The sequence below is a fragment of the Streptomyces sp. NPDC013187 genome (genome assembly GCF_042899705.1).
GTDB lineage: Bacteria > Actinomycetota > Actinomycetes > Streptomycetales > Streptomycetaceae > Streptomyces > Streptomyces hawaiiensis_A.
This window is the reverse complement of sequence record NZ_JBIBAF010000014.1, coordinates 164,308-187,888: the sequence shown is the minus strand read 5'-3', so window position 1 is coordinate 187,888 and position 23,581 is coordinate 164,308. Positions and strand designations below refer to the sequence as shown.

The window sequence follows — 23,581 nt, the reverse complement described above, 5'->3', positions numbered from 1 at the left end:
TAGCGTTCCAGACCGAGGACACCCGACTGAGGAGTACGTTCATGACAGTCATGGGCAACGGCGCCGTCGGCGCCTCCATCGTGGACCGCGACAGTCTCCGGCGGTACCAGGAGGGGTTCGAGGAGGACGGTTTCACGGTGGTGCGGGGGCTCTTCGGGGCCGACGAGACCGACCGGCTGTGCGCGGAGTTCGCGGCACTGCGGGCGGCCGGTCCGGTGCCCGGGCACTTCGAGCCGCGCGCGGTGGACGGGCCGGGTGTGGATCCCCTGCACGTGTGGCCGCGGGTGATGCACCCGCACGAGATCAACGACGTCGCGCGTGGGGTCCTGCTCGACGCCCGGCTGCGGACCGTTCTGGAGGCGCTGCTCGGGGAGGAGGTGCTGGCCGCGCAGAGCATGTTCTACTTCAAGCCGCCGGGGGCCCGCGGGCAGGCGCTGCACCAGGACAACTTCTACCTCAGGGTGGAGCCGGGCACGTGTGTGGCGGCGTGGGTGGCCTGCGACGTGATCGACCGGGAGAACGGCGGGCTGGAGGTCGTGCCGGGCACGCACCGCATGGATCTGTTCTGTCCGGAGACGGCCGACGCCGACGTGTCCTTCGCCCGGGAATACGTTCCGCCGCCGGCCGGGTCGGCGCCGGTGCCGGTGGACATGGCGCCGGGCGATGTCCTGTTCTTCAACGGAAGCCTGGTGCACGGATCGCAGCCGAACCGGGCGGCGGACCGGTTCCGGCGGTCGTTCATCGGACACTACGTGGGCCGGTCGGCGGAGCGGATCGGGCGGTTCTACCGGACGCTGGCGATGAGTGGGGCCAGGGTGGAGCTGGCGGAGAGCGAGGGGGCGGGCCCCTGCGGAACGGAGTTCGCGCCGCAAGGGCCCCACTGACCTTCGGGGACGTCGCGTTCAGTGCCCGGCGATGGGGTGGGGACCGTACGGGCTCTGGAGTTCCTCCAGCTCCTTGTCGCTCAGCCGGATCTCCACCGCGGCCACCGCGTCCTCCAGATGCCCGGGCTTGGACGCGCCGACGATCGGGGCGGTCACCGTGGGCTGATGGAGCAGCCAGGCGAGGGCGATCTGCGCGCGGGGGACGCCCCGCTCGCCGGCGATGCGGGTGACCGCCTCGACGACGGTGCGGTCGCCCTCCTGATACAGGCTGCCGCCGAAGGCGTCGGTGGCGCTGCGCTCGGTCGCGGTGTCCCAGTCCCGGGTGAGACGCCCGCGGGCGAGCGGGCTCCAGGGCAGGACGCCCACACCCTGGTCCGCGCACAGGGGGAGCATCTCGCGCTCCTCCTCGCGGTAGATCAGGTTGTAGTGGTTCTGCATGGAGGCGAAGCGGGTCCAGCCGTTCAGCCGGGCGGTGTACTGCATCTTGGAGAACTGCCAGGCGTACATCGAACTCGCCCCGATGTAGCGGACCTTGCCCGCCTTGACGACGTCGTGCAGGGCCTCCATCGTCTCCTCGACCGGGGTGTGCGGGTCGAAGCGGTGGATCTGGTAGAGGTCGACGTGGTCGGTGCCGAGGCGGGTGAGACTCCGGTCGAGCTCGGTCATGATCGCCTTGCGGGACAGACCGCCGCTGTTCGGCCCGGGCCGCATCGGGTAGTACACCTTCGTCGCGAGCACGATCTCGTCGCGGCGCGCGAAGTCGCGCAGGGCCCGGCCGACGATCTCCTCGCTGGTGCCGTCGGAGTAGAAGTTGGCCGTGTCGAAGAAGTTGATGCCCGCCTCGACGGCCTGGCGGATCAGCGGGCGCGAGGCCTCCTCGTCGAGGGTCCACTCGTGGGTGCCGCGGTCGGGCAGCCCGTAGGTCATGCACCCCAGACAGATCCGCGAGACGTCCAGGCCCGTCGAACCGAGCTTCACGTACTGCATCGTTGTCGCTCCTGCCTTCGGGAAGGTTCCACGGGGAGCGTACGTCTTCGTGCGCGCTCGAAGACGCGGCCCGGGCGGGCCGCCTGACGGGCCGTCCGAGCGTGGCCCGGGCCGGACCGTCAGCGGCGTTCGACCAGGTCCAGGGCTCGCTTCCACCCGAACTCCGGCCGCCCGCCGTCCGCCCCCGGCTCTCCCGCGTACGGCTCTGCGAACCGCACGCCCATCCCCCTCAGCCGTTCGAGGCTGTCCCGGTAGGCGGGGTGGGCGGCCAGGGCGTCCGCCATGCACGGCAGGACGGCGATCGGCACGCCGAGCCCCGCGACCTCGCACAGGGTGCCCAGGGCGAGGGTGTCGGCGATGCCGGCCGCCCACTTGTTGACGGTGTTGAAGGTGGCGGGGGCGACCACCACGGCATCGGGCGCCGGGAAGGGGCGCGGCTCGCCGGGCGTGCGCCAAGCGGAGCGTATGCGACGGCCCGTTCGGGCCTCGACGTCGGCGGTGTCGAAGAAGCCGTTCATGGCGACGGGTGTCGCGATGACGCCCACCTCCCAGTCCCGTTCCTGCGCGGCGGTGATCAGTTCGCCGACGTCCGCGGCGATACCGGCGGCGCAGACGACGACGTAGAGGAAGGGCTTGCGGGTGGCCTGTCCGGTCATCCCGGAAACCCTAGCGACTCCCCCGGCTCACCGGACGGGGAAGGTGTCTCCGCGTTCCGACTCCGGCCGGGGGGGGCCGAAGACGCGGCGCTCGTTCTCCTCGACCGGCACGTCGTTGATGCTCGCCTCGCGCCGGGTCATCAGGCCGTGCTCCTCGAACTCCCACAGCTCGTTTCCGTGGGAGCGTCACCAGAAGCGCCGAACCCGCGGCCGAGGCGCGCGAGGCGGCCCGGCGGCTCCTGGAGGCCGGGTGAGGTCCGGGGTCAGCTCACCGTCTCGGACACGGTGATGGCGCCGACCGGGCAGGCGCGGGCCGCCTCCCGCAGCAGCGGGCTGCCACTGTCCTCGCCGCCGGGCAGCAGGGCGCTGTAGCCCTCGTCGTCCTGGGTGAACACGTCCGGGGCGGTCAGGGCGCACTGGCCCGCGCCGATGCAGACGTCCTTGTCGATGTCGATGTGCATGTGCGCAGGCCCTTACCAGGTCACGGGGAGTTCCAGCATCCCCTGGATCGTGTCGCCCGGCTTGAAGGGGATGTCCTCGGCCGGGGCGGCCAGGCGCAGGCCGGGCAGCCGGTCGAAGAGGCTGTGCAGGGCGATCTCCAGCTCGGCGCGGGCGAGGTTCTGGCCGAGGCACTGGTGGATGCCGAAGCCGAAGGCGACGTGATGACGGGCCGGGCGGCTCCAGTCCAGCGTGTCCGGCTCGGGGTAGACGGTCTCGTCGCGGTTGATGACGGAGGTCGCGAAGACCACGCCCTCGCCCTTGCGGATGGTCGTCCCCGCCACCTCGATGTCCTCGACGGCCAGGCGCAGCATGCCGTCCGCGATCGACAGCAGCCGCATCAGCTCCTCGACCGCGGCCGGCAGCAGCCGCGGATCCGCGCGCAGCTCGGCGAGCCGCTCGGGGTGCTGGAGCAGGGTGAAGGTGCCGAGCGAGATCATGTTCGCGGTCGTCTCGTGGCCCGCGACCAGCAGGATGAGGGCCATGGCGATCAGGCCCTCGCGGTCGAGGTCGCCCTCGCGCAGCTGCCGCTGGACCAGGTCGTCCAGCAGGCCGGTGCCGGGGTCGCGCTGTTTGCGGTCGATCAGTTCGCCGAAGTACCTCTCCAGCCGGTCGCGGGCGTCGAGTACGTCGGCGGTCTCCGGGCCGCGCAGCAGCCGTCGCGACTGGGTCTCGAAGAAGTCGTGGTCGGTGTAGGGGACGCCGAGCAGGGCGCAGATCACCATCGACGGCACGGGCAGTGCGAAGGCGCTCACCAGGTCGGCGGGCGGGCCCTGGGCGATCATCGCGTCGAGCCGTTCGTCCACGATCTGCTGGATGCGTGGCCGGAGTTCGACGGCCCGCTTGAGGGTGAAGTCCCCGACGACCATCCGCCGCTGGGCGCGGTGCTCGGGGTCGTCGACGCCCAGCAGGGCCGTTCTGCGGTTGCGGATCCCGGCGAAGCGCTTGGTGGGGGCGGGGAAGCCGGGCCGGTCGCGGTTGGACGACAGACGCGAGTCGGCCAGCAGGGCGCGGGCGGTTGCGTGCCCGCTGACGAGCCAGGCCTCGCGGCCGTCGAAGAGGGTGATCCGGGTCAGGGGGCGTTCGGTGCGCAGTGCGTCGTAGGCGGCGGGCGGGTGGTAGGGGCAGGTCCGGCTCTGGGGGAAGGCTACGGGTGCGGTCGTGTCCTTCATGAAGACCTCGCAGACGAGTAGTGCGTCGTGCCGATCTTTATTAGATGCCCCAGGCATCTAATGAAGCGACGCGAAGTTCGGCCAGATCGCCGACGCCGGCAACATGGCCGGGGAATGCCGTCCTCCCGTTCGAACGACGGGGGCGGGAGGCCTGTGGTGCGGGGTCGGCGCCCGGGCCGGGGCCCGGGCACGGGGCGCCGATGCGAAAACCGGTTGTCGGCACGGCGGGGCAGGCCGCAGGATCCGGCCATGCCTACGTTCACTGTTCTCCTGCCGCTGTCCGCCGCCGCCTCTGCCGCGCGCCGACAGCAGCAGTCCGGCCGCCGCGGAGGACCGACGCCGCCCCGCTCATGACGGCCGCGCTCGTCGCGGGGCTGCTCGCCGGGTACGGCATCGCCGTACCGGTCGGCGCCGTCGGGACCTACCTCGTCTCCCTCACCGCACGCACCACCTTGCGCACCGGCGTCTGCGCCGCGCTGGGCGTCGCCACCGCCGACGGGCTCTACGCCCTCGCGGCCACCCTGGGAGGAACGGCCCTGGCCTCCGCGCTGCGGCCCGCGCTCGGGCCGCTGCGGTGGGTCTGCGTGCTGGTACTGCTCGCGCTGGCGGCACGGGGCGCGGTGACCGCCGTGCGCGAGTACCGCGGCCACCGGCTCGCCACCCGTTCGGCCCCCGCTCCCCCGAGCCCTGCCCGGGCCTATGCGGGGCTGCTGGGCATCACGTTGCTGAACCCCACCACCGTCATCTACTTCGCCGCCCTCGTGCTCGGTTCCCGGGCCACGGGACCGGCAGGCCTCGTGGAGCAGGGCGTGTTCGTCGTGGCCGCCTTCGCCGCCTCGGCGAGCTGGCAGGTGCTGCTCGCCGGGAGCGGGGCACTGCTGGGCCGGGCGCTGACCGGCCGTCGGGGGCGGCTGGCGACGGCCTGGGTGGCGAGCGGGGTGATGACGGCGCTGGCGGTGCGGATGGCGCTCGCGCCGGGATGAGGTCCGCGTCCGGCCGGATCCCGCGGGTGCGGATGATTCCCCGGGGCACGAATGTTGACGGCAGGGGGCGGTGAGCCTCGGACGCGACGATGGGACGGATGCCATGCCTCTCGAAGGTGAGTACGAACCGAGCCCGACGCAGTGGGTGCGCGAACAGGTGGAGCTGTACGAGAGCTCCGGCGGTACGGAGGGGACGACGCTTCAGGGCTCGAAGATGCCGGTCGTCGTCCTGACCTCACGGGGTGCCAGGAGCGGGAAACTGCGCAAGACACCGGTGATGCGGGTGGAGCACGAGGGGCGCTACGCCGCGGTGGCCTCCCTCGGCGGGTCGCCCAAGCACCCCGTCTGGTACTTCAACATCCTGGCCCACCCGCACGTGGAGCTCCAGGACGGGCCGGTGAAGCAGGACATGACCGCCCGTGAGGTCACGGGCGAGGAGAAGGCGGCCTGGTGGGAGCGGGCCGTCGCGGCGTACCCGGCGTACGCCGACTACCAGAAGAAGACGGACCGCGAGATACCGGTCTTCGTGCTGGAGCCGACCGAGGGCGGCTGACAGCGGGCCGGCTGCCCTCCGCGGGCAGCCGGCGGACGTGCGGACATTGCGGCGGACGGTACGGACAGCCGACGGACCGTGCGGACAGCCGACGGAAAAACATTCCGCCCCGTGTGTGTGAACCGGCCGCGACGGGGCACGCGAGGTTCAGGCCCCGCCGCGCTCCCCCGTCGCGGCGGGGCTTTCCGCTGCCTCGCGGGCGGGGCGGTCGGTCACGTCGAGGAAGATCTGGTCGGCCTCCGGCACCGTGGAGGCGATGGATCGCTTGATGCGCACGGCGACCTCCTCGACGCGCTCGCTGTCCAGGCCGGGCACGAGGTCGACGCGGGCGGCCACCAGGGCCGTGTCGAGGCCGGTCTTCATCGTGAACAGCGCCTCCACACTGTCGATCTCGGGCTGTGCCCGCAGCAGCGCGCATATCCGCCCGCTGGACTCGGGGTCGGCCGCCTCGCCGATCAGCTGGTCGCGGGCGTCGCGGCCCAGCCGGAAGGCCACGTAGACCAGCAGCGCACCGATCGCGATCGAGGCCGACGCCTCCCACACCGCCTGGCCGGTGACCATGTGCAGCGCCATGCCCACCATGGCCAGGGTGACGCCGAGCACGGCGGTGCCGTCCTCGGCGACGACCGTCCGCAGGGCCGGATCACGCAGCCCGGCACTCGCGCCGCCCTGCCGCCGCACCTGGTACAGGGCCCGCAACAGCGAGCCGCCCTCCGCGAGGAGGGCGACACCGAGCACGATCAGACCGGCCACATAGCCGCTGAGCTTCTCCTCCGTCCCGCTCGTCAGGGCCTCGAAGCCCTGGAAGAACGAGAAACAGCCGCCCATGACGAAGATCCCGACGGCCGCGAGGAGCGACCAGAAGAACCGCTCCTTGCCGTACCCGAAGGGATGACGCCGGTCGGCGGGGCGGCGGCTGCGGCGCAGGGCCGCGAGCAGGAACACTTCGTTCAGGCTGTCGGCCACCGAGTGGGCGGCTTCGGACAGCAAGGCCGGTGACCCCGCCGCCAGGCCGCCGATGGCCTTGGCCACGGCGATCACCAGATTGGCCGCGAGCGCCACCAGCACCGTGACGCGTGTCCTGTGATCACTTCCTTCATCAGTCACCCACGCCGATTGCCCCGGTCGGGGGTACTCACACCGTGCCGTCCACGGAAAACGGGGAACGCGTTCACCAGGGTCCCCGTACGGCAAGGAGGTCACCCCCATGAGCCGCGACGACGGCGAAGACGGCAACACCGGCTACGGAAGGAGGCCTTTCAAACGGTCCACATCGCACTTCGCGGACCGGATCACCGCGGACGGCCGGGACGGCTGGCCGGTCGAGGCCGGGCGCTACCGTCTGATCGTCAGCCGTGCCTGCCCGTGGGCGAGCCGGTCCCTGGTCTCCCGGCGGCTGCTCGGCCTGGAGGACGCCCTGTCCCTGGCCGTCGCCGACCCGATCCAGGACGACCGCAGTTGGCGCTTCACTCTCGACGAGGACGACCGTGACCCGGTTCTCGGCATCCGCTTCCTCAGCGAGGCCTACGACCGCCGGGAGAGCGACTACCCGGGCGGTGTCAGCGTGCCGGCGATCGTGGACGTGCCCAGCGGGCAGCTGGTGACCAACGACTACCAGCAGCTCACCCTCGACCTCGCGACCGAGTGGACGGCCCTGCACCGGCAGGGCGCGCCCGACCTGTACCCGGACAAGCTGCGCGACGAGATCGACGAGGTGATGGCGGACGTCTACGAGGACGTCAACAACGGCGTCTACCGGGCGGGGTTCGCCACCGGGCAGGAGGAGTACGAGGCCGCCTGTGCCGGAGTGTTCCGGCGGCTCGAGCTGCTCGCCGCCCGGCTGGAGCGGCAGCGGTACCTCGTCGGCGACACGATCACCGAGGCGGACATCCGGCTGTTCACCACACTGGTCCGCTTCGACGCGGTCTACCACGGCCACTTCAAGTGCAACCGCTGGAAGCTGACGGAGAACCAGGTGCTGTGGGGTTACGTCCGCGACCTCTACCAGACGCCCGGTTTCGGCGACACCGTCGACTTCGACCACATCAAGCGCCACTACTACCAGGTGCACACGGGCATCAATCCGACCCGCATCGTGCCGCTCGGCCCGGACCTGGCCGGCTGGCTGACCCCGCACCACCGCGAGGAGCTGGGCGGCCGGCCGTTCGGTGACGGGACACCGCCCGGCCCGGTCCGCGCCGAGGAGCGGATCCCCGCGGCGCACACCCCCTGACCACTTTCACCCCCTCAGTTACCAAGGAGTTCCCGTGGCAAAGAAGAAGAAGATGTCCCTCGCGTACCAGCCGCTCGGGTTCGTGCTCGGCTGGTCGGGCGGCTGGCTGGCCGGGCTCGCCTTCCGCAAGACGTGGATGGCGATCCGGCACGAGGAGGACGCGCCCGACGCGCTGGACAAGGACCGCGGCTGGGGCGAGGTCCTGCTCGCCGCCGCGATCCAGGGCGCCATCTTCGCGGTGGTGCGCAGCGCCGTGGACCGCGCGGGCGCCAAGGCCATCGAGCGTTCGACGGGCACGTGGCCCGCCGGCGAGAAGGGCGGCCGGGACTGACGACGAAGCGGCCCCGCCCGGCTCCTGCCGGGCGGGGCCGTCCTGTGCGCCCTGCCGTCCGCCGCTGTCCGTCGGGCGCCCGTGCTCAGCCCTGCTTGGGTGCCGTCGGCGCGGTGCGCCGCAGGATGAAGGAGTGGCCGGCAGGGTCGGCGTAGCCGCGCTCCTCCAGAGGGCCCGAGGGCTCCTTGGCCTCCAGGGGGCGGCCGCCGAGGCTGATGACACGGCGTTCCACCGCGTCGAGGTCGTCGACCACGAACTCCAGATGGGCCTGGAGGGAGTTCTCGGGACGCGGCCAGCTGGGCGGGGTCGCGTTGACGTCCCGGCGCAGTGCGATCCGGAAGCCGTCGGCGCTCTTGATCTCCACCCGGTTGGCGGTGGCGTCCGACTCCTCCCCCTCCAGCAGTTCCTTGTAGAACACGGCGAGTTTCTCGGGCTCGGCGCAGTCGAGCACGAGGACCCCCGCTTTCACCAGTGCCATGTCTCCTCCGCAGGATTCCGGTCGCGGGGCGGTCGTGCCCCGCGGACCCGTACCTTGCGGATATCCCGGACCGGCGGATTCAGTCGGTCTTCAACCACCGTCCGTCGCGCATGAGTTCGCGGCCGTCGAGTTCGCCGGCCTCCCGCCAGGCCTGTACCCGCCGCGGCACGACGCGGAAGCAGAGGTACGGCGTGGCGAGCCGGCGGGGGTCGAACCCCGGTCTTGGCGGCGAAGAGTTCGGCGTCCTGTGAGGGACGAGGGAGTGTACGCAGCTCAAGCGCTTTCCGCCGTAACCGAGATCACGGCCGTGTCACGGAATGGCTTGTTCACGCCTTGGGCAGCCTCGTACCGCTTCTCGGTTCAACGTTCGGACTGCGAAGCCGAGTTCGAGTGTGCGGCCGGTCATGGCACCGTCCGCTCGCAGGGGCGGGGGGCTCTGCGGTCCGTCTCCCGAAAGGAAGCAGATGCCTCAGGACGTCCGGTTCGACCTGCCCTTCGACACCCCTGTCGGCTACCCGCGCGCCTAGGGCGAAGTAGCGCACGGTCGTTCGCAGCAGGAGCCGGAGCCGGCCGAGTGAGTCCGGCTGTCCGGCTGTCCGGCGAGGCCGTCGCGGAAAGTACAGAGAATCCCCGAACACGGCCGGTCAACGACCACGGTCGATCGATTCCGTTGCCAGAACCACAGCTCATTGGGAGACCGGTGTGAAATCTCGAGTCGCAGGTGCTGTTCCGAAGGCGTCCGCCGACAGCTTGATCCCAGCGCAGCCAGGCGTCCGGCTCCAGCCCACGGAGGCGGGAACCGCCCTGGCCCGCCTGCTGGTGGAACGCGTCAACGGGAGCACGGAGGAGTACCGGAGGTGCCAGGACGCCGCCCAGCAGCGGCTGGACGCACTCGGATCCGCCGAATCCAGCACCGCGCTACGTGTGGAGGGTGCCCTGCATCTGGCGCGGCCCGCGTTCCTCCCGCCCGACGAGGAGGGCTACGCCAGGCTGAGGCGTCTCGACGCCGGCCTGCGCGTGATAGAAGAGGCCTTCCCGCAGGTCAGCACGGATGTCGAGGTGTGCAGACTGACCTGCCTGATGCTGGAGGGGGCCTGGAGGACCCGGGCACTCGCCCCGCCGCGCGAGCAGGAGCAGACAGCCGCCTGCACCTGCCCTCTGTGCCGCCGCCTGCCGGCTCCCCCCGCACGCACGCTGGACGACTACCGCTGGCGGCACAGCGCCGGTCGCCCCCTCACCGTCAAGAACTGGCCGCACCGGCGGGAACTCGACAGCGTCCTCACCGGTGGCTGGTCCTGGACCCGGCAGATGAACGACCTCGAGCGAGATCTCGGCCACCGCCACCGCTTCGAGGACGACATCCTCGTCTTCCACGAGTACAAACGCGTGATCGACACCATCGACACGACCCGCCTCACCCAGCACGTCGAAGAGCGCCTGGCCGAGGACTTCAGCACCAACAGCGCACGGGCCCTGGTCTCCGGCCTCTTCGCGGCCCACAAGCGGTCCGTCGACGAGTACTGGCTCCAGCAGCACGAGGCGGGCAACGTCGTACTCCCCCAGACCAACCCCCTCAACCAGAGCACCTACTCGATCCTGCAGATGCTGGACTGCCTGTTCTGGCACGTCGCGCCCGACACCGAGCTCTGGCAGGAGGAGAACCTCGCCTCCCTGCTGCTGTGCCGCGCCATCGACGACATGGCCGACGTCCGGGCCGACGCCCTCACCGGCGAGATCAGCAACTTCTGGCTCGCCGACATGCCCACCCACACCAAGGCGCTCTACGCCGCCTGTGCCATAGCCATCGTCAAGTACGGCTGCATGCCCGAGGCGCACGACCCGATGTGGAACACCTGGCTGATGACCACCACCGTCGTCTGGATGGGGCTCACGGGCCGCCACGCCCTGTGGTTCGACGGCATCACCCAGGGCCTCCCCCCGGCCGAGGACTGCCCGCTGTGCGACCTGCAGCCCAACTCGTGCAGCGGCATCCTCACCCACGGCACCACCCTCACCATCGCCCCGCGGCGCACCGTAGCGGGCCTGAGCCCCCGGGCCGCCGAGCTGTCCGCGCGCTGCCGGGTCCAACACCCGCAGGCATGGCCCCTGTTCGACACCGAGCTGCATGCCTTCGAGGCACTGCACGGCACCTGGCACGGCAACACCGACAGCGCGTGGGAGATCCTGCGCCGCACCTACATCGCCGCCGTGGAGGCGTCCGGCGCCGAACCGTCCCTGGAGCGCGCCCGTCAGATCCAGGAGGACGCCGGGGTGGTGGGCTCCGAGCAGTTCCACACCCTGCACGACCCTCGGACCGGCAGGGAGGACACCGCCCTGCTCGCCTACATGTTCGGCGGCGCCCACCCTCATTTCCTCTGGAACGCCACGGGATACCGCCCCACGGGCGTCGCAGGCGACTGGCTCGACGGCTGATCGCAGCCACCGCGGGCACCACGCACGGCGTTGCCCGGCCGGAAGCCGGCCGGGCAACGGTCCGCCGGCGTGGCCTAGACGGCGAACTCGACCGGCAGACTGTCCAGCCGGGACTCCCACGTGGAGGCGGTCGAGCCGAGTTCTTCCGGCGGTACGGCCAGGCGCAGGTCCGGCAGCCGGTGCAGCAGGACGTCCACGCCGATCTCGATGATGGACTGGCCGATGTTCTGCCCCGGGCACTCGTGCGGTCCGGCGCTGAAGGCCAGGTGCGACTGGTTGCCCTGCACGGTGACCCCCGAGTCGGGCCGTACCTCCGGGTCGAGGTTGCCGGCGGCCAGGCCCAGGATGAGCAGTTCACCCTCCTGGACGTGATGGCCTCCGAGCTCCAGGTCGGCGGTTGCGAACCGGCCCGGCAGCACGGACAGCGGCGGGGTGTCCCACATGACCTCTTCCACCACCGAGGAGATGTTCAGCTCCCCGCTGACCAGACCGGACAGCCGGGCGGCGTCGGTGAGGACCCGTTGCAGGACCCGGGCCAGGAGATTGCTGGTGGTGGTGTGCGCGGCGATCAGCACCAGGCGCAGATGGCTCACGACCTCGTCGTGGTCGAGGCCGGCCGGGTGCTCCAGCAGGGCCGTGGCGAAGTCGGAGCCCGGCTCGGCCCGCTTGCGCTCGGCGAGTTCCGCGAGGATCTCCATGATCCGGTCGTTGTGCTCGAGGGCGCCCTCACCGCCCTTGAAGACCTGGGCGCACGACTCGATCAGGCGTAGCCCGTCCGCCGCGGGAAGGCCCAGCATCCTGGTGAGCACGAGCATCGGCAGCTGCTCGGCGTAGTCGGCCACGAGGTCGGCGCGCCCGGCGTCGGCGAACGTGTCGATCCGCTTGTTCGCGAAGTACGCCACGTGCCGGCGGATGCCTCGGGCGGCCGCCGCCTGCAACCCGTCGGTGACGGCGCCGCGCAGCCTGCGGTGCGGTTCGCCGTCCTGGGACACGCAGTCGGGGCGCCAGCCGACCATCGGCATGATCGGCGAGGTCTCCTCGATCCGGCCCTCCCGCCAGTCCCGCCAGATCCGCGCGTCCCGGCTGAACTGGCGGGGGTTGTCGAGCACCCGCCGGTTGTCGCGGTAGCCCAGCACCAGCCAGGCGGGCACGTCGCCCTCCAGCAGGACCGGCGCGACCGAGCCGTGCTCCTTGCGCAGCCGCTCGTAGATGCCCGCCGGGTCGGTCGCCGCGTCCGGGCCGTACAGCCGGGTCAGTTCGGCGGCATGGTGCGCGACGGGGCAACCGCGCGGGGCGGTCTGATCGTTCATCGGGGCTGCTCCAGGGCCACGGCCGAGCGTTCCTTCAGATGGTGGATCAGGGCGACGAGGACGTCCCGGCTGGAGGCCCGGTCGCGGGCGTCGAAGGCCACGACCGGGGTGTGCTCGGGGATGTCCAGGGCGTCCCGGATCTCCTCGACCGGATAGTTGCGGGAGTCGGGGAAGACGTTCAGGGCGACGACGAAGGGGACGTCCAGCCGCTCCATCTCCTCGATCGCCCGGAAGCTGGACTCCAGGCGGCGCGTGTCCACCAGGACCACCGCGCCGAGGGCCCCCTTGAACAGCCCGTTCCACAGGAACCAGAAGCGCTCCTGCCCGGGCGTGCCGAACAGGTACAGCACCAGGCTCTCGTTGATGCCGATCTTGCCGAAGTCCAGGCTGACGGTGGTCTGCGTCTTGTCGGCGACGCCGATGAGGTGGTCGACGTCGGCGCTGGCCTGGGTGAGGGTTTCCTCGGTGGTGAGCGGCTTGATGTCGCTGACCGACCGGACCATGGTGGTCTTCCCGGTGCCGAACCCGCCGGCGATCATCACCTTCACCGAGCGGGTGTCCCCGGCCGTGCCTCCGGGTTGATCAAAGCCTTTCAAGTCCACTGAGTACCTCCTCAAGGAGCGCGAGGTCGGGCCCGCGGCCGGCTTCGTGAGCCGGGATGGGGTTACGGGCTTCGACGCGACCTGCGTCCAGCAGGTCGGACAGCAGCACCGCGAGAATGTTGAAGGGGAGCCCGAGGTGAGCGCCGAGTTCGGCGACCGACAGCGGGTCGCGGCAGCGGCGGAGGATTTCCTCGTGCTCGTGCTGCATGCCCGGTAACGGGGCGGCGCGGGAGATGACGAGGGTCGCCACGTCGAGACTCGACGCCGAACCGCCCGGTCCGCTCCGCCCGCCGGTGAGGACGTAGTAGCGCTCGAGACCGGACGGGTCCGACGGTCTGCGGGGAGCACTCATCCAGAGTGCTCCTCCAGGCGCGGAGTGGTGCCGAGGAGCTCACCCATCCTGCGGGCCAGGTCCCTCATCTGGTGCCCGAGCAGGCCCTGGTCGAGGCCCTCCCTGGCGAGGACACCCAGGTACGTCTCCACACCCGCGCGCACGACGAAGAGGTGTCCGCCGTCCACCTCGATCATCGCGAGGCGCAGCTGCCCGGCGTACTTGGGGAACTGCTCGGCGACCGGCTGGGCCAGGGCCTGCAGTCCGGCCACGACGGCGGCGAAGCGGTCGACGTCGTCGGGGTCCTCGGCGCCGTAGGAGGTGATGGCCTTGCCGTCGCTGGAGGCCACGAGGGCGAAGCGGATCTCCTGGATGCTCTCGACGAGATCGCGGAGCGCCCAGCTCACGTCTGTTCCTTGTTGCGTCATGAGGAGTGGTCGCTCTCTTCGGTGCGGTGCTCGGTGTACGCGCGGCCGGCGGGGGTGTCGCGGTCGTCGGCCGTCGGGAAGGCCTCCGCCGCGTCGCGTCCGGCGGTGGCGAAGGCGGCGAGTCCCGAGAAGGACGCGTCCGGCGGGACGGCGGCGACGGTGACCCGGTCGCCTCGCTCGGCCGGCCTGGGCGCCTCCGTCTCGTTCCGCTTGCTGCGGCGGCGGGGCAGTCCGCCGGGCGTGGTCTCCCCGGTGGCGGCCTGAGCGGCCCGTGGTTCGGGCGCGGTGGCCGTCTCGCGGGCCGGTGCGGCCGCGGCGGTGCGGACGTCCTGGGCGGGTGCGGCCGGTGCGGTGGCGGCCGTGGGCAGCGGGCTGAAGTACTTGTGCGGGACCACGACCACCACCGAGGTGCCGAGCCACGGGGAGTCCGCGAAGGTGACGCGGATGCCGTAGCGGCGGGCGAGGGCGCCGACGACGCGCAGCCCGATGTTGGCGTCCTCGGTGATGCCGCCGAGGCCCGCGCCGGGCGCGGTGCCCGCGAGGGCGTGCTCGGCCTCGCGCTTCTTCTCCTCGCTCAGGCCCTTGCCGGAGTCCTGGATCTCGATGCCGACGCCGTTGGGCACCTCCTTGCCGGAGATGAGCACCGGCTCGGTGGGCGGCGAGTAGCGGGCCGCGTTGTCCAGGAGGTGGGCCAGGATCAGCGTGAGGTGGTCGACGAGGCCGCCGTCGACGCCCAGTTCGGGCAGGTGGCGCACCTGGATCCGGTGGAAGTCCTTGATGCGGCCGATGCCGCCGCGCACCACGCTCAGCAGCCGCTGCGGCTCCTGCCACTGCCGTCCGGGACGGTCCGAGCCGCCGAGCACGCCGATGCTCGCGGCGAGGGAGTCGGCGGGGCCGAGTTCCTGGTCGAGTTCCATCAGGCCCCGGGCGACGGCCGGCAGCCGGCCGTGCTCGCCCTGCATCTCGTGCAGCCGGCCGCGGAGCTTGCTGGTCAGGACGTGGATTCGGTTGCCGATGCTGATCACGGCCTGCTCGGCGGAGGTGGAGCGGTCGAACTCCGCCTCCAGGCCGATCAGGGAGGTGCGCAGCAGCTTGCGCAGCTCGGCCTGGAGTTCCGAACTGACCTTGGCGCACTGGTTGACCGTGGGCAGCAGGTCGTCGATGGCGTCGCCGGCACGCAGCCTGGCCATCGCGTCGGGCAGCTGCTCGTCGGCGAGCCGGGCGACCGCGGCGAGCTGATGGGAGAGCTGCTCCTGCCAGACCTCGGCCTGGTCGGCGAGCTGGGCCTCGTACGAGGAGGCCTGCTCGGTCAGCCGTTCCTCATAGGCCCTGGACCTGTCGGCGAGCTGCGACTCGTACGTGGCGCTCTGGTCGGCGAGCTGCGACTCGTACGTGGCGCTCTGGTCTGCCAGGCGCCGCTCGTAAGCCGCGTTCTGCTCGTTGAGCCGGGATTCCAGGCCGGCACGATCGGCGGAGAACTTGCGTTCCAGTCCCGCCACGTGCTGCTGCCACTGCATGTTGTGCTCGGCCTGCGTGGCACGGAAGGAGACCTCGGCCCGGTGCAGTTGTGCCCGGGTGCGCAGCAGCAGCCGCACGCACACGGCACCGGCCGCCGTCGCCGCGATTCCGGCGACGGCCGTGCTTATTCGCTCCGAGCTCATGAACGTGGCGGCAACGGTCCCGCCTCCCAGGCCCAGCGGCATCAACCACCAGCTGTACCAGGCGACAGGGGCCCGCGCCGCCGGTGGCGGAGTGGCGAGTTCCATCTGCATCCTTCGAAGCAACACGAACGAACAGGGGGGTGTGTGGACCGCACTCATGAGTACGCACCGCGGGTCGACTGGACGCGATCGCGTCAACTCGCAGCGCCGATCGGAACCTTATCGGGTTTGGACCCGAAAGGATCAATCTCGTCCCCCGGGCGGAGGTGAGGGTTCCGTCACGCTCCGACAGAAGGAAACAGGTCGACAAATGGCTTTGCGGTCAGCGGACTTGGGTGTGTGTCAGGCCGCACGTCGCCGGTGAAGCATCACGCCGGGCGGAAGCCGTGGAGGTCAGCGGGCGGTCTGGAACGTGCGGCGGTAGGCCTGCGGGGAGACCCCGATCGCCGCGTTCAGATGCTGGCGCAGGGACGCGCCGGTCGCGAAGCCGACCCGGCCGGCGATCTGATCTACCGTCAGATCGCTGGACTCCAGCAGATGCCGGGCCCGGACCACGCGCTGCTGGATCAGCCAGCGGCCCGGGCTGAGACCCACCTCGTCGTGGAAGCGGCGGGCGAAGGTGCGCTGGCTCATCCGTGCGTGGCCGGACAGATCAGCCAGGGTGAGCGGTTCGTCGAGGCGCTCCAGAGCCCAGGCACGGGTGGCCGCGGTGCTCGCGGCGCCCTGCTCGGGGACGGGCTGCTCGATGTACTGGGCCTGGCCGCCGTCCCGGAAGGGCGGGACGACACAGCGGCGGGCGACGCTGTTGGCCAGCCGGCTGCCGTGGTCCTTGCGGACGAGGTGCAGGCAGATGTCCACGCCGGAGGCGGCCCCGGCGGAGGTCAGGAACGGGTGGTCGTCGACGAACAGCACGTCCGGGTCGAGGTCGACGCGCGGGAACATGCGCCGGAACCGGTCGGCGACCTGCCAGTGGGTGGTCGCCCGGCGTCCGTCGAGGAGACCGGCGGCGGCGAGCACGAAGGCGCCGGTGCAGATGGAGACGATGCGGGTGCCGGGGCGGATGAGCGCGAGCGCGGCCAGGACGTCGCCGGACACCTCGTCGGCCAGATGGTCGGGGGCGACGGGCGCGATCACGACCGTGCCCGCGGTGGCCAGGACCTCGGGGCCGTGCTCGACGGTGACGCCGAAGTCCGCGGTGGTGCGCACCGGACGGCCGTCGACCGAGCAGGTGAGGACCTCGTACCGGCCGTCGGCCGCGCCGAGGATCCGGCTGGGGATGCCCAGCTCGAAGGGGTACACCCCGTCCAGGGCCAGGACCACCACTCGTTCACGTCGCATGGCACGATCGTATCGAATGTTGGCAATCTTGCCATTGGCGTTGGGGCTGTGGACCGGCACGCTGGTTGACCATGAGCACACAGAACACGATGCGAGCCATCAGCCAGGACGTCCTCGGCGGCCCCGAGGTCCTGAAGGAAGTGGAGATCGAGCGCCCGGCACCGAAGCCCAACGAGGTACTGGTCCGGGTGCGGGCCGCCGGGGTCAACCCGACCGACTGGAAGCACCGCGCCACCGGTGGATTCCTGGGCGAACCGCCCTTCGTCCTCGGCTGGGACGTCTCCGGGGTGGTGGAGGCGGTCGGCATCGGCGTCGTGGCCTTCGCGCCCGGTGACGAGGTCTTCGGCATGCTGCCGTATCCGTACGGGCACGGCTCGCACGCGGAGTACGTCATCGCCCCGGTCCGCGCCCTCGCCCGCAAGCCGGCCGGTGTCGACCACACCCAGGCGGGCGCGCTGCCGCTGGTCTCGCTCACCGCCTGGCAGGCGCTCACCGAGCACGCGGACCTCCGGCCCGGGCAGCGGGTGCTGATCCACGCGGCGGCGGGCGGGGTCGGGCACGTTGCGGTGCAGATCGCCAAGGCGCGCGGCGCGTACGTGATCGGCACCGCGAGCGCGGGCAAGCACGAGTTCCTGCGCGGTATCGGCGTCGACGAGACGATCGACTACCGCGAGACGGACTTCACCGAGGCCGTGAAGGGCGCCGACGTCGTCCTGGACACGATCGGCGGCGACAACGCCCTGCGCTCGCTGCGCGTGCTGCGCCCCGGCGGTGTCCTGGTCTCGATCCTCCCGGGCGGCTCGGACGACCTCTACGAGGAGGCCGGGCGGCTCGGTGTGCGGGCGCTGCGGATGCTGGTGGACGCCGACCGAGCCGGCATGGAGGCGGTCGCGGAGCTCGTGAAGGCGGGGAAGTTGCGCGCCACGATCGCCGGGACCTTCCCGCTGGCCGAGGCCGCCGAGGCACACGCCCTCGGCGACACCGGCCGTACGACGGGGAAGCTGGTCCTGCTCAACGACTGAGCCGGTGTCGCGCGGGCGGTGTCAGAACGTCAGGACCGGCTTGATCGTCTTGCCGGACCTCATGTCCTGGACCGCCCGGTCGATGTCGTCGAAGGGGTAGGTGCCGATCAGGCGGTGCAACGGGAGCCGTCCGTCCTTCACCAGGGCGACCAGGGCCGGGATCATGGTCTGGGTCTCGCTGTCGCCGAGGGTGAGGCCGACGACGCGCTTGCCGCCGAGGAGGCCGTTGACGTCCAGGGCGACCTCGGTGCCGAAGGGCGGGGCGCCGACCACGACCAGGGTGCCGCGTGCGGCGAGCGCGTCGACGCCCTGGCGCAGGACGCCGACGTTGCCCGTGGTCTCCACGACCCCGTCCGCGCCCTGTCCCCCGGTGATCTCGGCGAGGGCCGGGGCGAGGTCGGTCCCGCTCGTGTCGACGGTGTGGGTGGCGCCCAGTTCCCTCGCCAGGCTCAGGCGTTCGGCGACCCGGTCGACGGCGACGATCCTGGTGGCCGGGGTGAGCGCCGCCGCCATCACGGCCGACAGGCCGACCGCACCGGCGCCCAGGACGACGACCGTGCCGCCGGTCTCCGGTTCCAGGACGTTCCACACGGCCCCGACACCGGTCTGCACACCGCAGCCCAGCGGGGCGATCGACTCCAACGGCACGTCCGGGTCCACCTTGACGAGGCTGCGCTCGTCGGCCAGCGCCAGCTCGGCGAAGGAGGACTGACCGAAGAAGTGGCCACCCAGCGCCTCGCCGCCCCGGCTGATGGTGCTGGTGCCGTCGGCCCGGCTGCCGCCGATCAGGTTCAGCGGCAGCCAGGTCGCGCAGTACGCCGGGTGCCCGCCGCGGCAGTTGCGGCAGTCGCCGCAGGAGGTGAAGGAGAGCAGGACGTGGTCGCCCGGCGCGATGCCGGTGACGGCGGGGCCGACGGCCTCGACGACGCCCGCGCCCTCGTGGCCCAGGACCCCGGGCAGCGGGAACGGCAGTCCGCCGCTCGCCACCCCGAGGTCGGTGTGGCACAGGCCGGTGGCGACCATGCGGACCAGCGCCTCGTGCGGGCCGGGTGCGTCGAGGACGACGTCGGAGAGGGTGAAGGGGGCGCCGCCGGACTCGACGACCGCGGCACGGGTGGTGATGGGCATCGTGATGACTCCTGGACGGTTTCTCAGTCGAGCGAGACGACGACGGACTTGACCTTGGTGTAACCGGCGAGGGCCTCGGGCCCGTACTCGCGGCCGTGGCCGGAGTCCTTCACCCCGCCGAAGGGCACCGCGGGGTCGAGCATCGCCCAGTCGTTGACCCAGACGATGCCGGCCTGGAGCCGGCCGGCGACCCGGTGCGCGCGGGCGAGGTTGCTGGTCTGGACACCCGAGGCCAGGCCGTACGGCGTGGAGTTGGCGAGGGCGACGGCCTCGTCCTCGTCGTCGAAGGGCTGCACGGTGAGGACCGGGCCGAAGATCTCCTCCTGGATCACGCGGGAGTCGTTCGCCAGGTCGGCGATGACGGTGGGCCGGTAGTAGTAGCCGCCGTCGAGGTCGAGCCGCTCGCCACCGCAGACGATACGGGCGCCTTCCTTGCGGGCCAGGGCGACGTACTCCTCGACCTTCCTCAGGTGCTTCTCGGCCGCCATCGGGCCGACGACCGTGTCCGGGTCGCGAGGGTCGCCGACCGGCACACCGGGCACTGCCTCGGCGAGGATGCCGAGCAGCGTCGGGTACACCGAGCGGGCCACCAGCAGGCGCGGGCCACCCATGCAGAACTGGCCGGTGTTGAAGACGAAGCCCTTGATGACCGCACCGACCGCCTTCTCCAGGTCGGCGTCCTCGAAGACGATGTGGGCGGCGTTCCCGCCGAGCTCCATGGTGACGGGCTTGAGCGCCTCGCCGGCGACGCTCGCCACGTGCCGGCCGATCGCGGTGGAGCCGGTGAAGGCGACCTTGTCGACACCGCGGTGCCGCAGCAGCGCCTCGCCCGCGACCGGGCCGCTGCCGGTCACGACGTTGACCACGCCGTCGGGGACACCCGCCTCCTGGAGGAGCCGGGCCATGTACAGGGCGCTGAGCGGAGTCTCGTCGGCGGGCTTGTGGACGACGGTGTTGCCGGCGGCCAGCGCCGGGGCGAGCTTCGAACCGGCCAGGATCAGGGGGAAGTTGAACGGGGTGATCGCGGCGACCACGCCGAGGGGCTCGCGCTTGGTGTAGGCGAGGGCGTTCATGGGGAGGTCGCGCAGGGCGCCGTCCTGGCTCTGGGCGAGGTGGGCGTAGTACTCGTAGTCGTTGGCCGCGTTGGTGACGTCGACCGCGCCGCACAGCGTGATCGGCTTGCCGACGTCCAGGCTCTCCAGGGCCGCGAGCTCGTCGGCGTTCTCCCGGATCAGCTGGGCGACGCGCTGCAGCACCCGGCCGCGCTCGCGGCCGCTCAGACCGGACCAGGCACCGCCGTCGAAGGCCGCACGGGCGGCGCGTACGGCAGCGTCGACGTCGGCGGGGCCCGCCTCGGCGACGGTGGTGACGACCGTGCCCCGGGACGGGTCGATCACCTCGGCGCGTGCCCCGTCGGCGGCCTCGCGCCATCGGCCACCGATGAACAGCTGCCCGGGTGTGCTCTCGAAGGTGGTCATCGCCACTCCTCAGCGTCGTCGCCACGTTTTACTAAGTTTCAACAAACAGGATTCCTGTCTGTGCGCAGTCTCATGAGAGACAGGAATCCTGTCAATGCTCTAGCCTGCCTCCATGCTGGACGCACAGGTGACCAAGGCACCCCCCTCCCTGCTCTACATGGTCAAGCAGGTGGAGCTCGTCGTGCGCTCCCATCTGGACGAGCTGGTCAGACCCTCCGGGATCACCGCGCTTCAGTACACGGCACTGACCGTGCTGGAACGACACGACGGACTGTCCGCGGCCCAGCTGGCGCGCGACTCCTTCGTCACCGCCCAGTCCATCGCGGACCTGGTCCGCTCCCTCGAAGGCCGCGGACTGGTGCGCCGGGAGCGCAACCCGCGCAATCGCCGGGAGCTGCTGATCCTGCTCACCGACTCCGGCCGCGAACTGCTCGCCCGGCACTCCGGGCCGGTCCGGGAGCTGGAGGAGCGGATGGTGCGCGACCTCACCACGCGTCAGGCCGAGCAGTTCCGCCAGGCACTCACCCAGGCCTGGCACGCCCTGTCGTAGCCCCGCCGGGGCTTCGGGGCGCGCCCTGGAACCACGCCCGCGCACGCCCCCGGAACCACGCCCGCGCACGCCCCGGCGCGAACCTCGGCCAACTCGGCGGGAATTCGCAGACATATGTCAATCGAACATGCTCAAATTCACTCGTTGGAGGGTAACTTGCAGGGCGGGGAACGGTGTTGAGGCCGTAACCCCTCCCCACGCACGAGCAGGCTGGAGGCGATCTCGTCGTGCGGCAGGAACCTGCACCGCTCACCCGGCATCTGCGCGTGCGCCGGGAACGGGGACACACGGTGCTGGAGTTCCGCGGCGAGATCGATCTCGCCGCGGCCTCGGAGATCGCCCCGCACCTGGACCGGGAGACGGACCGCCCGGCCGCCCGGGTCGTCATCGACCTCAGCCAGATCGACTTCTTCGACTGTTCCGGACTGCGGCTGCTGTACCGCGCCCGCAGCCGGGTGCTCGAACGGCGGGGCCAGGTGCTCCTCGTCTGCGCGCACCCGCTGACGCTGCGGGTCCTGCGGATCACCGGCCTGTCCCGGCTCCTGCCTCCGCAGCCGACGCTGGACGCGGCGCTGGAGCAGCCGGGGGCGACGTCCCGCCCGTGACGGGTATGCGCCCCGCGTGCTTCGGCCTGGGTCGTCCCATCCTGAACTCGGCGGTCTGGCAGGGGGTGTGGCGGGCATCCGGTCAGTAGGAAGGAGGGCCGTCGCATGACGACTCCCGTCAAGCGCCTCCCCGGGCGCATGCCCGGATGGGCGAAGGTGGTGACCGCGCTCGTGCTGCTGCTCGTCGTGTTCTTCGCCGGGCTCCGGCTGAGCGTGATCCCGGGCCTGAAGGACCTGTTCGGCACCGAGACCCAGGACCGGTCCGGCCCCGCGCTGCTGAAGTCCATCCAGGACATCAGCCGCTACGACGCCGCCTCCGGCAACTTCCAGGTCGTCGTGGACCTGGAGAAGGACGCCAAGCTCCTGCCCGACGCGATCCGCGGCACCCGCACCCTGTACGTCGGCGCGGGCACCGTCGACGCCTACGTCGACCTGGGCAAGGTCGGCGAGAACGACGTGCAGGTCAACGGCGACCGCACATCCGCCAGGCTGCGGCTGCCCCACGCGCAGCTGGGCAGGCCCGCCCTCGACCCCGACCGCTCCTACGCGGTCTCCAAGCAACGCGGTCTCTTCGACCGCCTCGGCGACCTCTTCTCGGACAACCCCAACGGCGAACAGGCCGTACAGAGGCTGGCGGTGCGGCACATCGGCGACGCGGCGAAGGAGAGCGAGCTGACCGCACGCGCCGAGTCGAACACCACCGGCATGCTCGAAGGACTGCTGCGCTCCCTGGGCTTCAAGGAGGTGCGCGTCTCGTACGGGAACTGACCGGCTTGCCGGGCGCAGGGCCGGTGCGCCCGGCGGCGTCGCGCTCATCGGGGGCCACGAACGGTGGGAGTGCCCGGGCGCAACGCGGGGCAACCGAGGGTGGGAACGGTCCCGGGCGACACCGCCCGGGACCGTGGCCCGGAACGACCCCCCACGGCATCGTCGGCGCACCCGGGGGTAACCGCCTTGTCACGCAGGGAAATCGGAGAGTGGAGGACCCCCCATGGCCAGTGCTGCCTCACGTCCCCGGACCACCGGGCCCGGGAGCGAGCGACGCCCGCTCCCGTTGCCCGTACGGCTGCTGGCGATGCTGTGCGCGTTCATCTTCATGGTCGCCTTCGCCGTCGTGCTGGCCCGGCTGACCCTGCAGCCCTCGCCCGCCTCGGAGGCCCTGACCCATAGCAATCTGCAACCGGGCAGCTCCCTGAAGGCCTATCTCGACCAGCCCGAACTGCGGGACGCGTTCAAGCAGATCGGCGGCAACATCCTGCTCGGCATTCCCTTCGGCATCCTGGTGCCCGTGGTCGCCCCCCGCACCCGCGGCATCCTGCGCGTGCTGCTCCTGACCGCGATCGTGATGCTCCTGGTGGAGTTCGCCCAAGGGGCCCTCGTCACCGGCCGCGCCTTCGACATCGACGACGTCATCCTCAACACGACGGGCGCGCTCATCGGTTACCTGCTCCTGGGGCGCCGCCTCAGCCGGGCCGTCCACGCACGCAGGCCCCGCCCGGCCCGGGCGGAGCAGAAGCCGTCGGCCGGCAAGGTCTAGGCCTGTCCTTCGGATCGGGGCGCGGACGCGGGGCCTGGCACCCGCGTCCGCGGCGTCGCCGTCGGTCACCGACGCGCCGCTCGCGGCACTAGTGCACTGTCCAGGTGAACTTGTCTCCGCCCACCCAGCGCACCACGTCCGGATCGTCCATGTCGTGCACGGGGATGCCGAACGCGGCCGCGGCCGCCAGCACGTCGGTGACGGCCCGGGCCTCCCCGACCACCTGGCCGTCGATCTGCACGATCCGGAACGGCGGTGTGCCCGGCTGTACCCCGAGCACCAGGATCCGCGGGTGCGATATGTACGGGCTCGCGCTTTCGGTCATGCATCGAGCCTAGAACGCAACCGGCGCCGGCGCGGGTCCAGCCGCCCGCCGGGCCGTC

At 71.5% G+C, this 23,581-nt stretch carries 26 protein-coding genes and 2 pseudogenes; 11 read left to right on the top strand and 17 right to left on the bottom strand.

The window, feature by feature from the left end:
- The first annotated feature begins 41 nt into the window (after positions 1-41).
- Entirely contained in the window at positions 42-884 is an 843-nt protein-coding gene (locus tag ACFY5B_RS28715) for a phytanoyl-CoA dioxygenase family protein (RefSeq protein WP_389974536.1), read from the top strand.
- Positions 885-902: 18 nt separating this feature from the next.
- Here the strand turns inward: ACFY5B_RS28715 and ACFY5B_RS28710 are convergent, their stop codons facing one another.
- From ACFY5B_RS28710 to ACFY5B_RS28690, 5 genes and pseudogenes are all read right to left on the bottom strand, one after another.
- The gene (locus tag ACFY5B_RS28710) at positions 903-1,871 is read right to left on the bottom strand and encodes an aldo/keto reductase (protein WP_389974533.1); all 969 of its coding nucleotides are present in this window, start codon (positions 1,869-1,871) and stop codon (positions 903-905) included.
- Between the two features lie 119 nt (positions 1,872-1,990).
- Entirely contained in the window at positions 1,991-2,527 is a 537-nt protein-coding gene (locus ACFY5B_RS28705) for a flavoprotein (protein WP_389974530.1), read from the bottom strand.
- A gap of 27 nt (positions 2,528-2,554) precedes the next feature.
- Positions 2,555-2,713 (bottom strand): annotated as a pseudogene (locus ACFY5B_RS28700) (DUF1348 family protein); the annotation flags it as partial.
- Positions 2,714-2,790: 77 nt separating this feature from the next.
- Positions 2,791-2,988 carry a ferredoxin gene (locus ACFY5B_RS28695; RefSeq protein WP_389974527.1) on the bottom strand — a complete coding sequence of 66 codons (198 nt, stop codon included), beginning with the start codon at positions 2,986-2,988 and terminating at the stop codon, positions 2,791-2,793.
- Between the two features lie 12 nt (positions 2,989-3,000).
- The gene (locus ACFY5B_RS28690; protein WP_389974524.1) at positions 3,001-4,197 is read right to left on the bottom strand and encodes a cytochrome P450; all 1,197 of its coding nucleotides are present in this window, start codon (positions 4,195-4,197) and stop codon (positions 3,001-3,003) included.
- Between the two features lie 350 nt (positions 4,198-4,547).
- Between ACFY5B_RS28690 and ACFY5B_RS28685 the strand changes: the two genes are divergently transcribed.
- Both ACFY5B_RS28685 and ACFY5B_RS28680 read left to right on the top strand, forming a co-directional pair.
- Positions 4,548-5,180 carry a LysE family transporter gene (locus ACFY5B_RS28685; RefSeq protein ID WP_389974521.1) on the top strand — a complete coding sequence of 211 codons (633 nt, stop codon included), beginning with the start codon at positions 4,548-4,550 and terminating at the stop codon, positions 5,178-5,180.
- Positions 5,181-5,283: 103 nt separating this feature from the next.
- Positions 5,284-5,733 carry a nitroreductase family deazaflavin-dependent oxidoreductase gene (locus ACFY5B_RS28680; protein ID WP_389974519.1) on the top strand — a complete coding sequence of 150 codons (450 nt, stop codon included), beginning with the start codon at positions 5,284-5,286 and terminating at the stop codon, positions 5,731-5,733.
- A gap of 147 nt (positions 5,734-5,880) precedes the next feature.
- Here the strand turns inward: ACFY5B_RS28680 and ACFY5B_RS28675 are convergent, their stop codons facing one another.
- Entirely contained in the window at positions 5,881-6,801 is a 921-nt protein-coding gene (locus ACFY5B_RS28675; protein ID WP_389974708.1) for a cation diffusion facilitator family transporter, read from the bottom strand.
- Between the two features lie 139 nt (positions 6,802-6,940).
- On the opposite strand from ACFY5B_RS28675, the gene ACFY5B_RS28670 reads away from it, so the two are divergent.
- A complete protein-coding gene (locus ACFY5B_RS28670; protein WP_389974516.1) occupies positions 6,941-7,966 on the top strand; it encodes a glutathione S-transferase family protein in 1,026 nt (341 codons plus the stop codon).
- Positions 7,967-8,000: 34 nt separating this feature from the next.
- A complete protein-coding gene (locus ACFY5B_RS28665) occupies positions 8,001-8,297 on the top strand; it encodes a DUF4235 domain-containing protein (RefSeq protein WP_030845173.1) in 297 nt (98 codons plus the stop codon).
- An 85-nt stretch (positions 8,298-8,382) separates the two neighbouring features.
- Here the strand turns inward: ACFY5B_RS28665 and ACFY5B_RS28660 are convergent, their stop codons facing one another.
- Both ACFY5B_RS28660 and ACFY5B_RS28655 read right to left on the bottom strand, forming a co-directional pair.
- Entirely contained in the window at positions 8,383-8,775 is a 393-nt protein-coding gene (locus ACFY5B_RS28660; protein ID WP_344455668.1) for a VOC family protein, read from the bottom strand.
- A gap of 79 nt (positions 8,776-8,854) precedes the next feature.
- Positions 8,855-9,023 (bottom strand): annotated as a pseudogene (locus ACFY5B_RS28655) (pyridoxamine 5'-phosphate oxidase family protein); the annotation flags it as partial.
- 502 nt (positions 9,024-9,525) lie between these two features.
- Between ACFY5B_RS28655 and ACFY5B_RS28650 the strand changes: the two are divergent.
- Entirely contained in the window at positions 9,526-11,208 is a 1,683-nt protein-coding gene (locus ACFY5B_RS28650) for a hypothetical protein (RefSeq protein WP_389974513.1), read from the top strand.
- Between the two features lie 74 nt (positions 11,209-11,282).
- Here the strand turns inward: ACFY5B_RS28650 and ACFY5B_RS28645 are convergent, their stop codons facing one another.
- The 6 genes from ACFY5B_RS28645 to ACFY5B_RS28620 form a co-directional block, all read right to left on the bottom strand.
- Positions 11,283-12,518: a cytochrome P450 gene (locus ACFY5B_RS28645; RefSeq protein ID WP_389974510.1), complete on the bottom strand. Its 1,236-nt coding sequence runs from the start codon at positions 12,516-12,518 to the stop codon at positions 11,283-11,285.
- Positions 12,515-13,120, bottom strand: coding sequence for an ATP/GTP-binding protein (locus ACFY5B_RS28640; RefSeq protein ID WP_389974507.1), 606 nt, complete (start codon positions 13,118-13,120; stop codon positions 12,515-12,517). Before ACFY5B_RS28640 ends, ACFY5B_RS28645 begins: the two co-directional genes overlap by 4 nt.
- Positions 13,101-13,472, bottom strand: coding sequence for a DUF742 domain-containing protein (locus tag ACFY5B_RS28635; protein WP_389974504.1), 372 nt, complete (start codon positions 13,470-13,472; stop codon positions 13,101-13,103). The genes ACFY5B_RS28640 and ACFY5B_RS28635 overlap by 20 nt, the downstream gene beginning before the upstream one ends.
- Positions 13,469-13,879 carry a roadblock/LC7 domain-containing protein gene (locus tag ACFY5B_RS28630; protein WP_003994857.1) on the bottom strand — a complete coding sequence of 137 codons (411 nt, stop codon included), beginning with the start codon at positions 13,877-13,879 and terminating at the stop codon, positions 13,469-13,471. Before ACFY5B_RS28630 ends, ACFY5B_RS28635 begins: the two co-directional genes overlap by 4 nt.
- Positions 13,876-15,645 carry an ATP-binding protein gene (locus ACFY5B_RS28625; RefSeq protein ID WP_389974501.1) on the bottom strand — a complete coding sequence of 590 codons (1,770 nt, stop codon included), beginning with the start codon at positions 15,643-15,645 and terminating at the stop codon, positions 13,876-13,878. The genes ACFY5B_RS28630 and ACFY5B_RS28625 overlap by 4 nt, the downstream gene beginning before the upstream one ends.
- 288 nt (positions 15,646-15,933) lie before the next feature.
- On the bottom strand, positions 15,934-16,878 hold the full coding sequence (locus ACFY5B_RS28620) for a GlxA family transcriptional regulator (RefSeq protein WP_389974498.1): 945 nt from the start codon (positions 16,876-16,878) through the stop codon (positions 15,934-15,936).
- 71 nt (positions 16,879-16,949) lie between these two features.
- Here ACFY5B_RS28620 and ACFY5B_RS28615 point away from each other — a divergent pair, with 71 nt between their 5' ends.
- Positions 16,950-17,900 carry an NADP-dependent oxidoreductase gene (locus tag ACFY5B_RS28615; protein WP_389974495.1) on the top strand — a complete coding sequence of 317 codons (951 nt, stop codon included), beginning with the start codon at positions 16,950-16,952 and terminating at the stop codon, positions 17,898-17,900.
- A 21-nt stretch (positions 17,901-17,921) separates the two neighbouring features.
- Here ACFY5B_RS28615 and ACFY5B_RS28610 read toward each other — a convergent pair whose 3' ends face one another.
- Both ACFY5B_RS28610 and ACFY5B_RS28605 read right to left on the bottom strand, forming a co-directional pair.
- Positions 17,922-19,028 (bottom strand): NAD(P)-dependent alcohol dehydrogenase, encoded by a 1,107-nt coding sequence (locus ACFY5B_RS28610; RefSeq protein WP_389974492.1) that lies wholly within the window; start codon positions 19,026-19,028, stop codon positions 17,922-17,924.
- Between the two features lie 23 nt (positions 19,029-19,051).
- Positions 19,052-20,506 (bottom strand): aldehyde dehydrogenase family protein, encoded by a 1,455-nt coding sequence (locus tag ACFY5B_RS28605; protein ID WP_389974489.1) that lies wholly within the window; start codon positions 20,504-20,506, stop codon positions 19,052-19,054.
- 112 nt (positions 20,507-20,618) lie between these two features.
- Here ACFY5B_RS28605 and ACFY5B_RS28600 point away from each other — a divergent pair, with 112 nt between their 5' ends.
- The 4 genes from ACFY5B_RS28600 to ACFY5B_RS28585 all read left to right on the top strand — a co-directional run bounded on the left by ACFY5B_RS28600 (position 20,619) and on the right by ACFY5B_RS28585 (position 23,198).
- Positions 20,619-21,056 (top strand): MarR family winged helix-turn-helix transcriptional regulator, encoded by a 438-nt coding sequence (locus ACFY5B_RS28600; RefSeq protein WP_389974486.1) that lies wholly within the window; start codon positions 20,619-20,621, stop codon positions 21,054-21,056.
- Positions 21,057-21,283: 227 nt separating this feature from the next.
- The gene (locus ACFY5B_RS28595) at positions 21,284-21,661 is read left to right on the top strand and encodes an anti-sigma factor antagonist (RefSeq protein WP_389974483.1); all 378 of its coding nucleotides are present in this window, start codon (positions 21,284-21,286) and stop codon (positions 21,659-21,661) included.
- A 105-nt stretch (positions 21,662-21,766) separates the two neighbouring features.
- On the top strand, positions 21,767-22,429 hold the full coding sequence (locus ACFY5B_RS28590) for a DUF4230 domain-containing protein (protein ID WP_389974480.1): 663 nt from the start codon (positions 21,767-21,769) through the stop codon (positions 22,427-22,429).
- A gap of 223 nt (positions 22,430-22,652) precedes the next feature.
- Positions 22,653-23,198, top strand: a complete 546-nt coding sequence (locus tag ACFY5B_RS28585) for a VanZ family protein (protein WP_389974477.1) — start codon at positions 22,653-22,655, stop codon at positions 23,196-23,198.
- An 88-nt stretch (positions 23,199-23,286) separates the two neighbouring features.
- Here the strand turns inward: ACFY5B_RS28585 and ACFY5B_RS28580 are convergent, their stop codons facing one another.
- Complete coding sequence (locus ACFY5B_RS28580) at positions 23,287-23,523, bottom strand: hypothetical protein (RefSeq protein WP_104784418.1); 237 nt, start codon at positions 23,521-23,523, stop codon at positions 23,287-23,289.
- Between the last annotated feature and the right edge of the window lie 58 nt (positions 23,524-23,581).

Coding starts and splice junctions, on each gene's coding strand:
- ACFY5B_RS28625 (WP_389974501.1), bottom strand. CDS start 15,645: ATGGAACTCGCCACTCCGCCACCGGCGGCGCGGGCCCCTGTCGCCTGG.
- ACFY5B_RS28680 (WP_389974519.1), top strand. CDS start 5,284: ATGCCTCTCGAAGGTGAGTACGAACCGAGCCCGACGCAGTGGGTGCGC.
- ACFY5B_RS28605 (WP_389974489.1), bottom strand. CDS start 20,506: ATGACCACCTTCGAGAGCACACCCGGGCAGCTGTTCATCGGTGGCCGA.
- ACFY5B_RS28685 (WP_389974521.1), top strand. CDS start 4,548: ATGACGGCCGCGCTCGTCGCGGGGCTGCTCGCCGGGTACGGCATCGCC.
- ACFY5B_RS28620 (WP_389974498.1), bottom strand. CDS start 16,878: ATGCGACGTGAACGAGTGGTGGTCCTGGCCCTGGACGGGGTGTACCCC.
- ACFY5B_RS28710 (WP_389974533.1), bottom strand. CDS start 1,871: ATGCAGTACGTGAAGCTCGGTTCGACGGGCCTGGACGTCTCGCGGATC.
- ACFY5B_RS28670 (WP_389974516.1), top strand. CDS start 6,941: ATGAGCCGCGACGACGGCGAAGACGGCAACACCGGCTACGGAAGGAGG.
- ACFY5B_RS28690 (WP_389974524.1), bottom strand. CDS start 4,197: ATGAAGGACACGACCGCACCCGTAGCCTTCCCCCAGAGCCGGACCTGC.
- ACFY5B_RS28610 (WP_389974492.1), bottom strand. CDS start 19,028: ATGCCCATCACCACCCGTGCCGCGGTCGTCGAGTCCGGCGGCGCCCCC.
- ACFY5B_RS28585 (WP_389974477.1), top strand. CDS start 22,653: ATGGCCAGTGCTGCCTCACGTCCCCGGACCACCGGGCCCGGGAGCGAG.
- ACFY5B_RS28590 (WP_389974480.1), top strand. CDS start 21,767: ATGACGACTCCCGTCAAGCGCCTCCCCGGGCGCATGCCCGGATGGGCG.
- ACFY5B_RS28705 (WP_389974530.1), bottom strand. CDS start 2,527: ATGACCGGACAGGCCACCCGCAAGCCCTTCCTCTACGTCGTCGTCTGC.
- ACFY5B_RS28715 (WP_389974536.1), top strand. CDS start 42: ATGACAGTCATGGGCAACGGCGCCGTCGGCGCCTCCATCGTGGACCGC.
- ACFY5B_RS28695 (WP_389974527.1), bottom strand. CDS start 2,988: ATGCACATCGACATCGACAAGGACGTCTGCATCGGCGCGGGCCAGTGC.
- ACFY5B_RS28660 (WP_344455668.1), bottom strand. CDS start 8,775: ATGGCACTGGTGAAAGCGGGGGTCCTCGTGCTCGACTGCGCCGAGCCC.
- ACFY5B_RS28580 (WP_104784418.1), bottom strand. CDS start 23,523: ATGACCGAAAGCGCGAGCCCGTACATATCGCACCCGCGGATCCTGGTG.
- ACFY5B_RS28630 (WP_003994857.1), bottom strand. CDS start 13,879: ATGACGCAACAAGGAACAGACGTGAGCTGGGCGCTCCGCGATCTCGTC.
- ACFY5B_RS28635 (WP_389974504.1), bottom strand. CDS start 13,472: ATGAGTGCTCCCCGCAGACCGTCGGACCCGTCCGGTCTCGAGCGCTAC.
- ACFY5B_RS28600 (WP_389974486.1), top strand. CDS start 20,619: ATGCTGGACGCACAGGTGACCAAGGCACCCCCCTCCCTGCTCTACATG.
- ACFY5B_RS28645 (WP_389974510.1), bottom strand. CDS start 12,518: ATGAACGATCAGACCGCCCCGCGCGGTTGCCCCGTCGCGCACCATGCC.
- ACFY5B_RS28615 (WP_389974495.1), top strand. CDS start 16,950: ATGAGCACACAGAACACGATGCGAGCCATCAGCCAGGACGTCCTCGGC.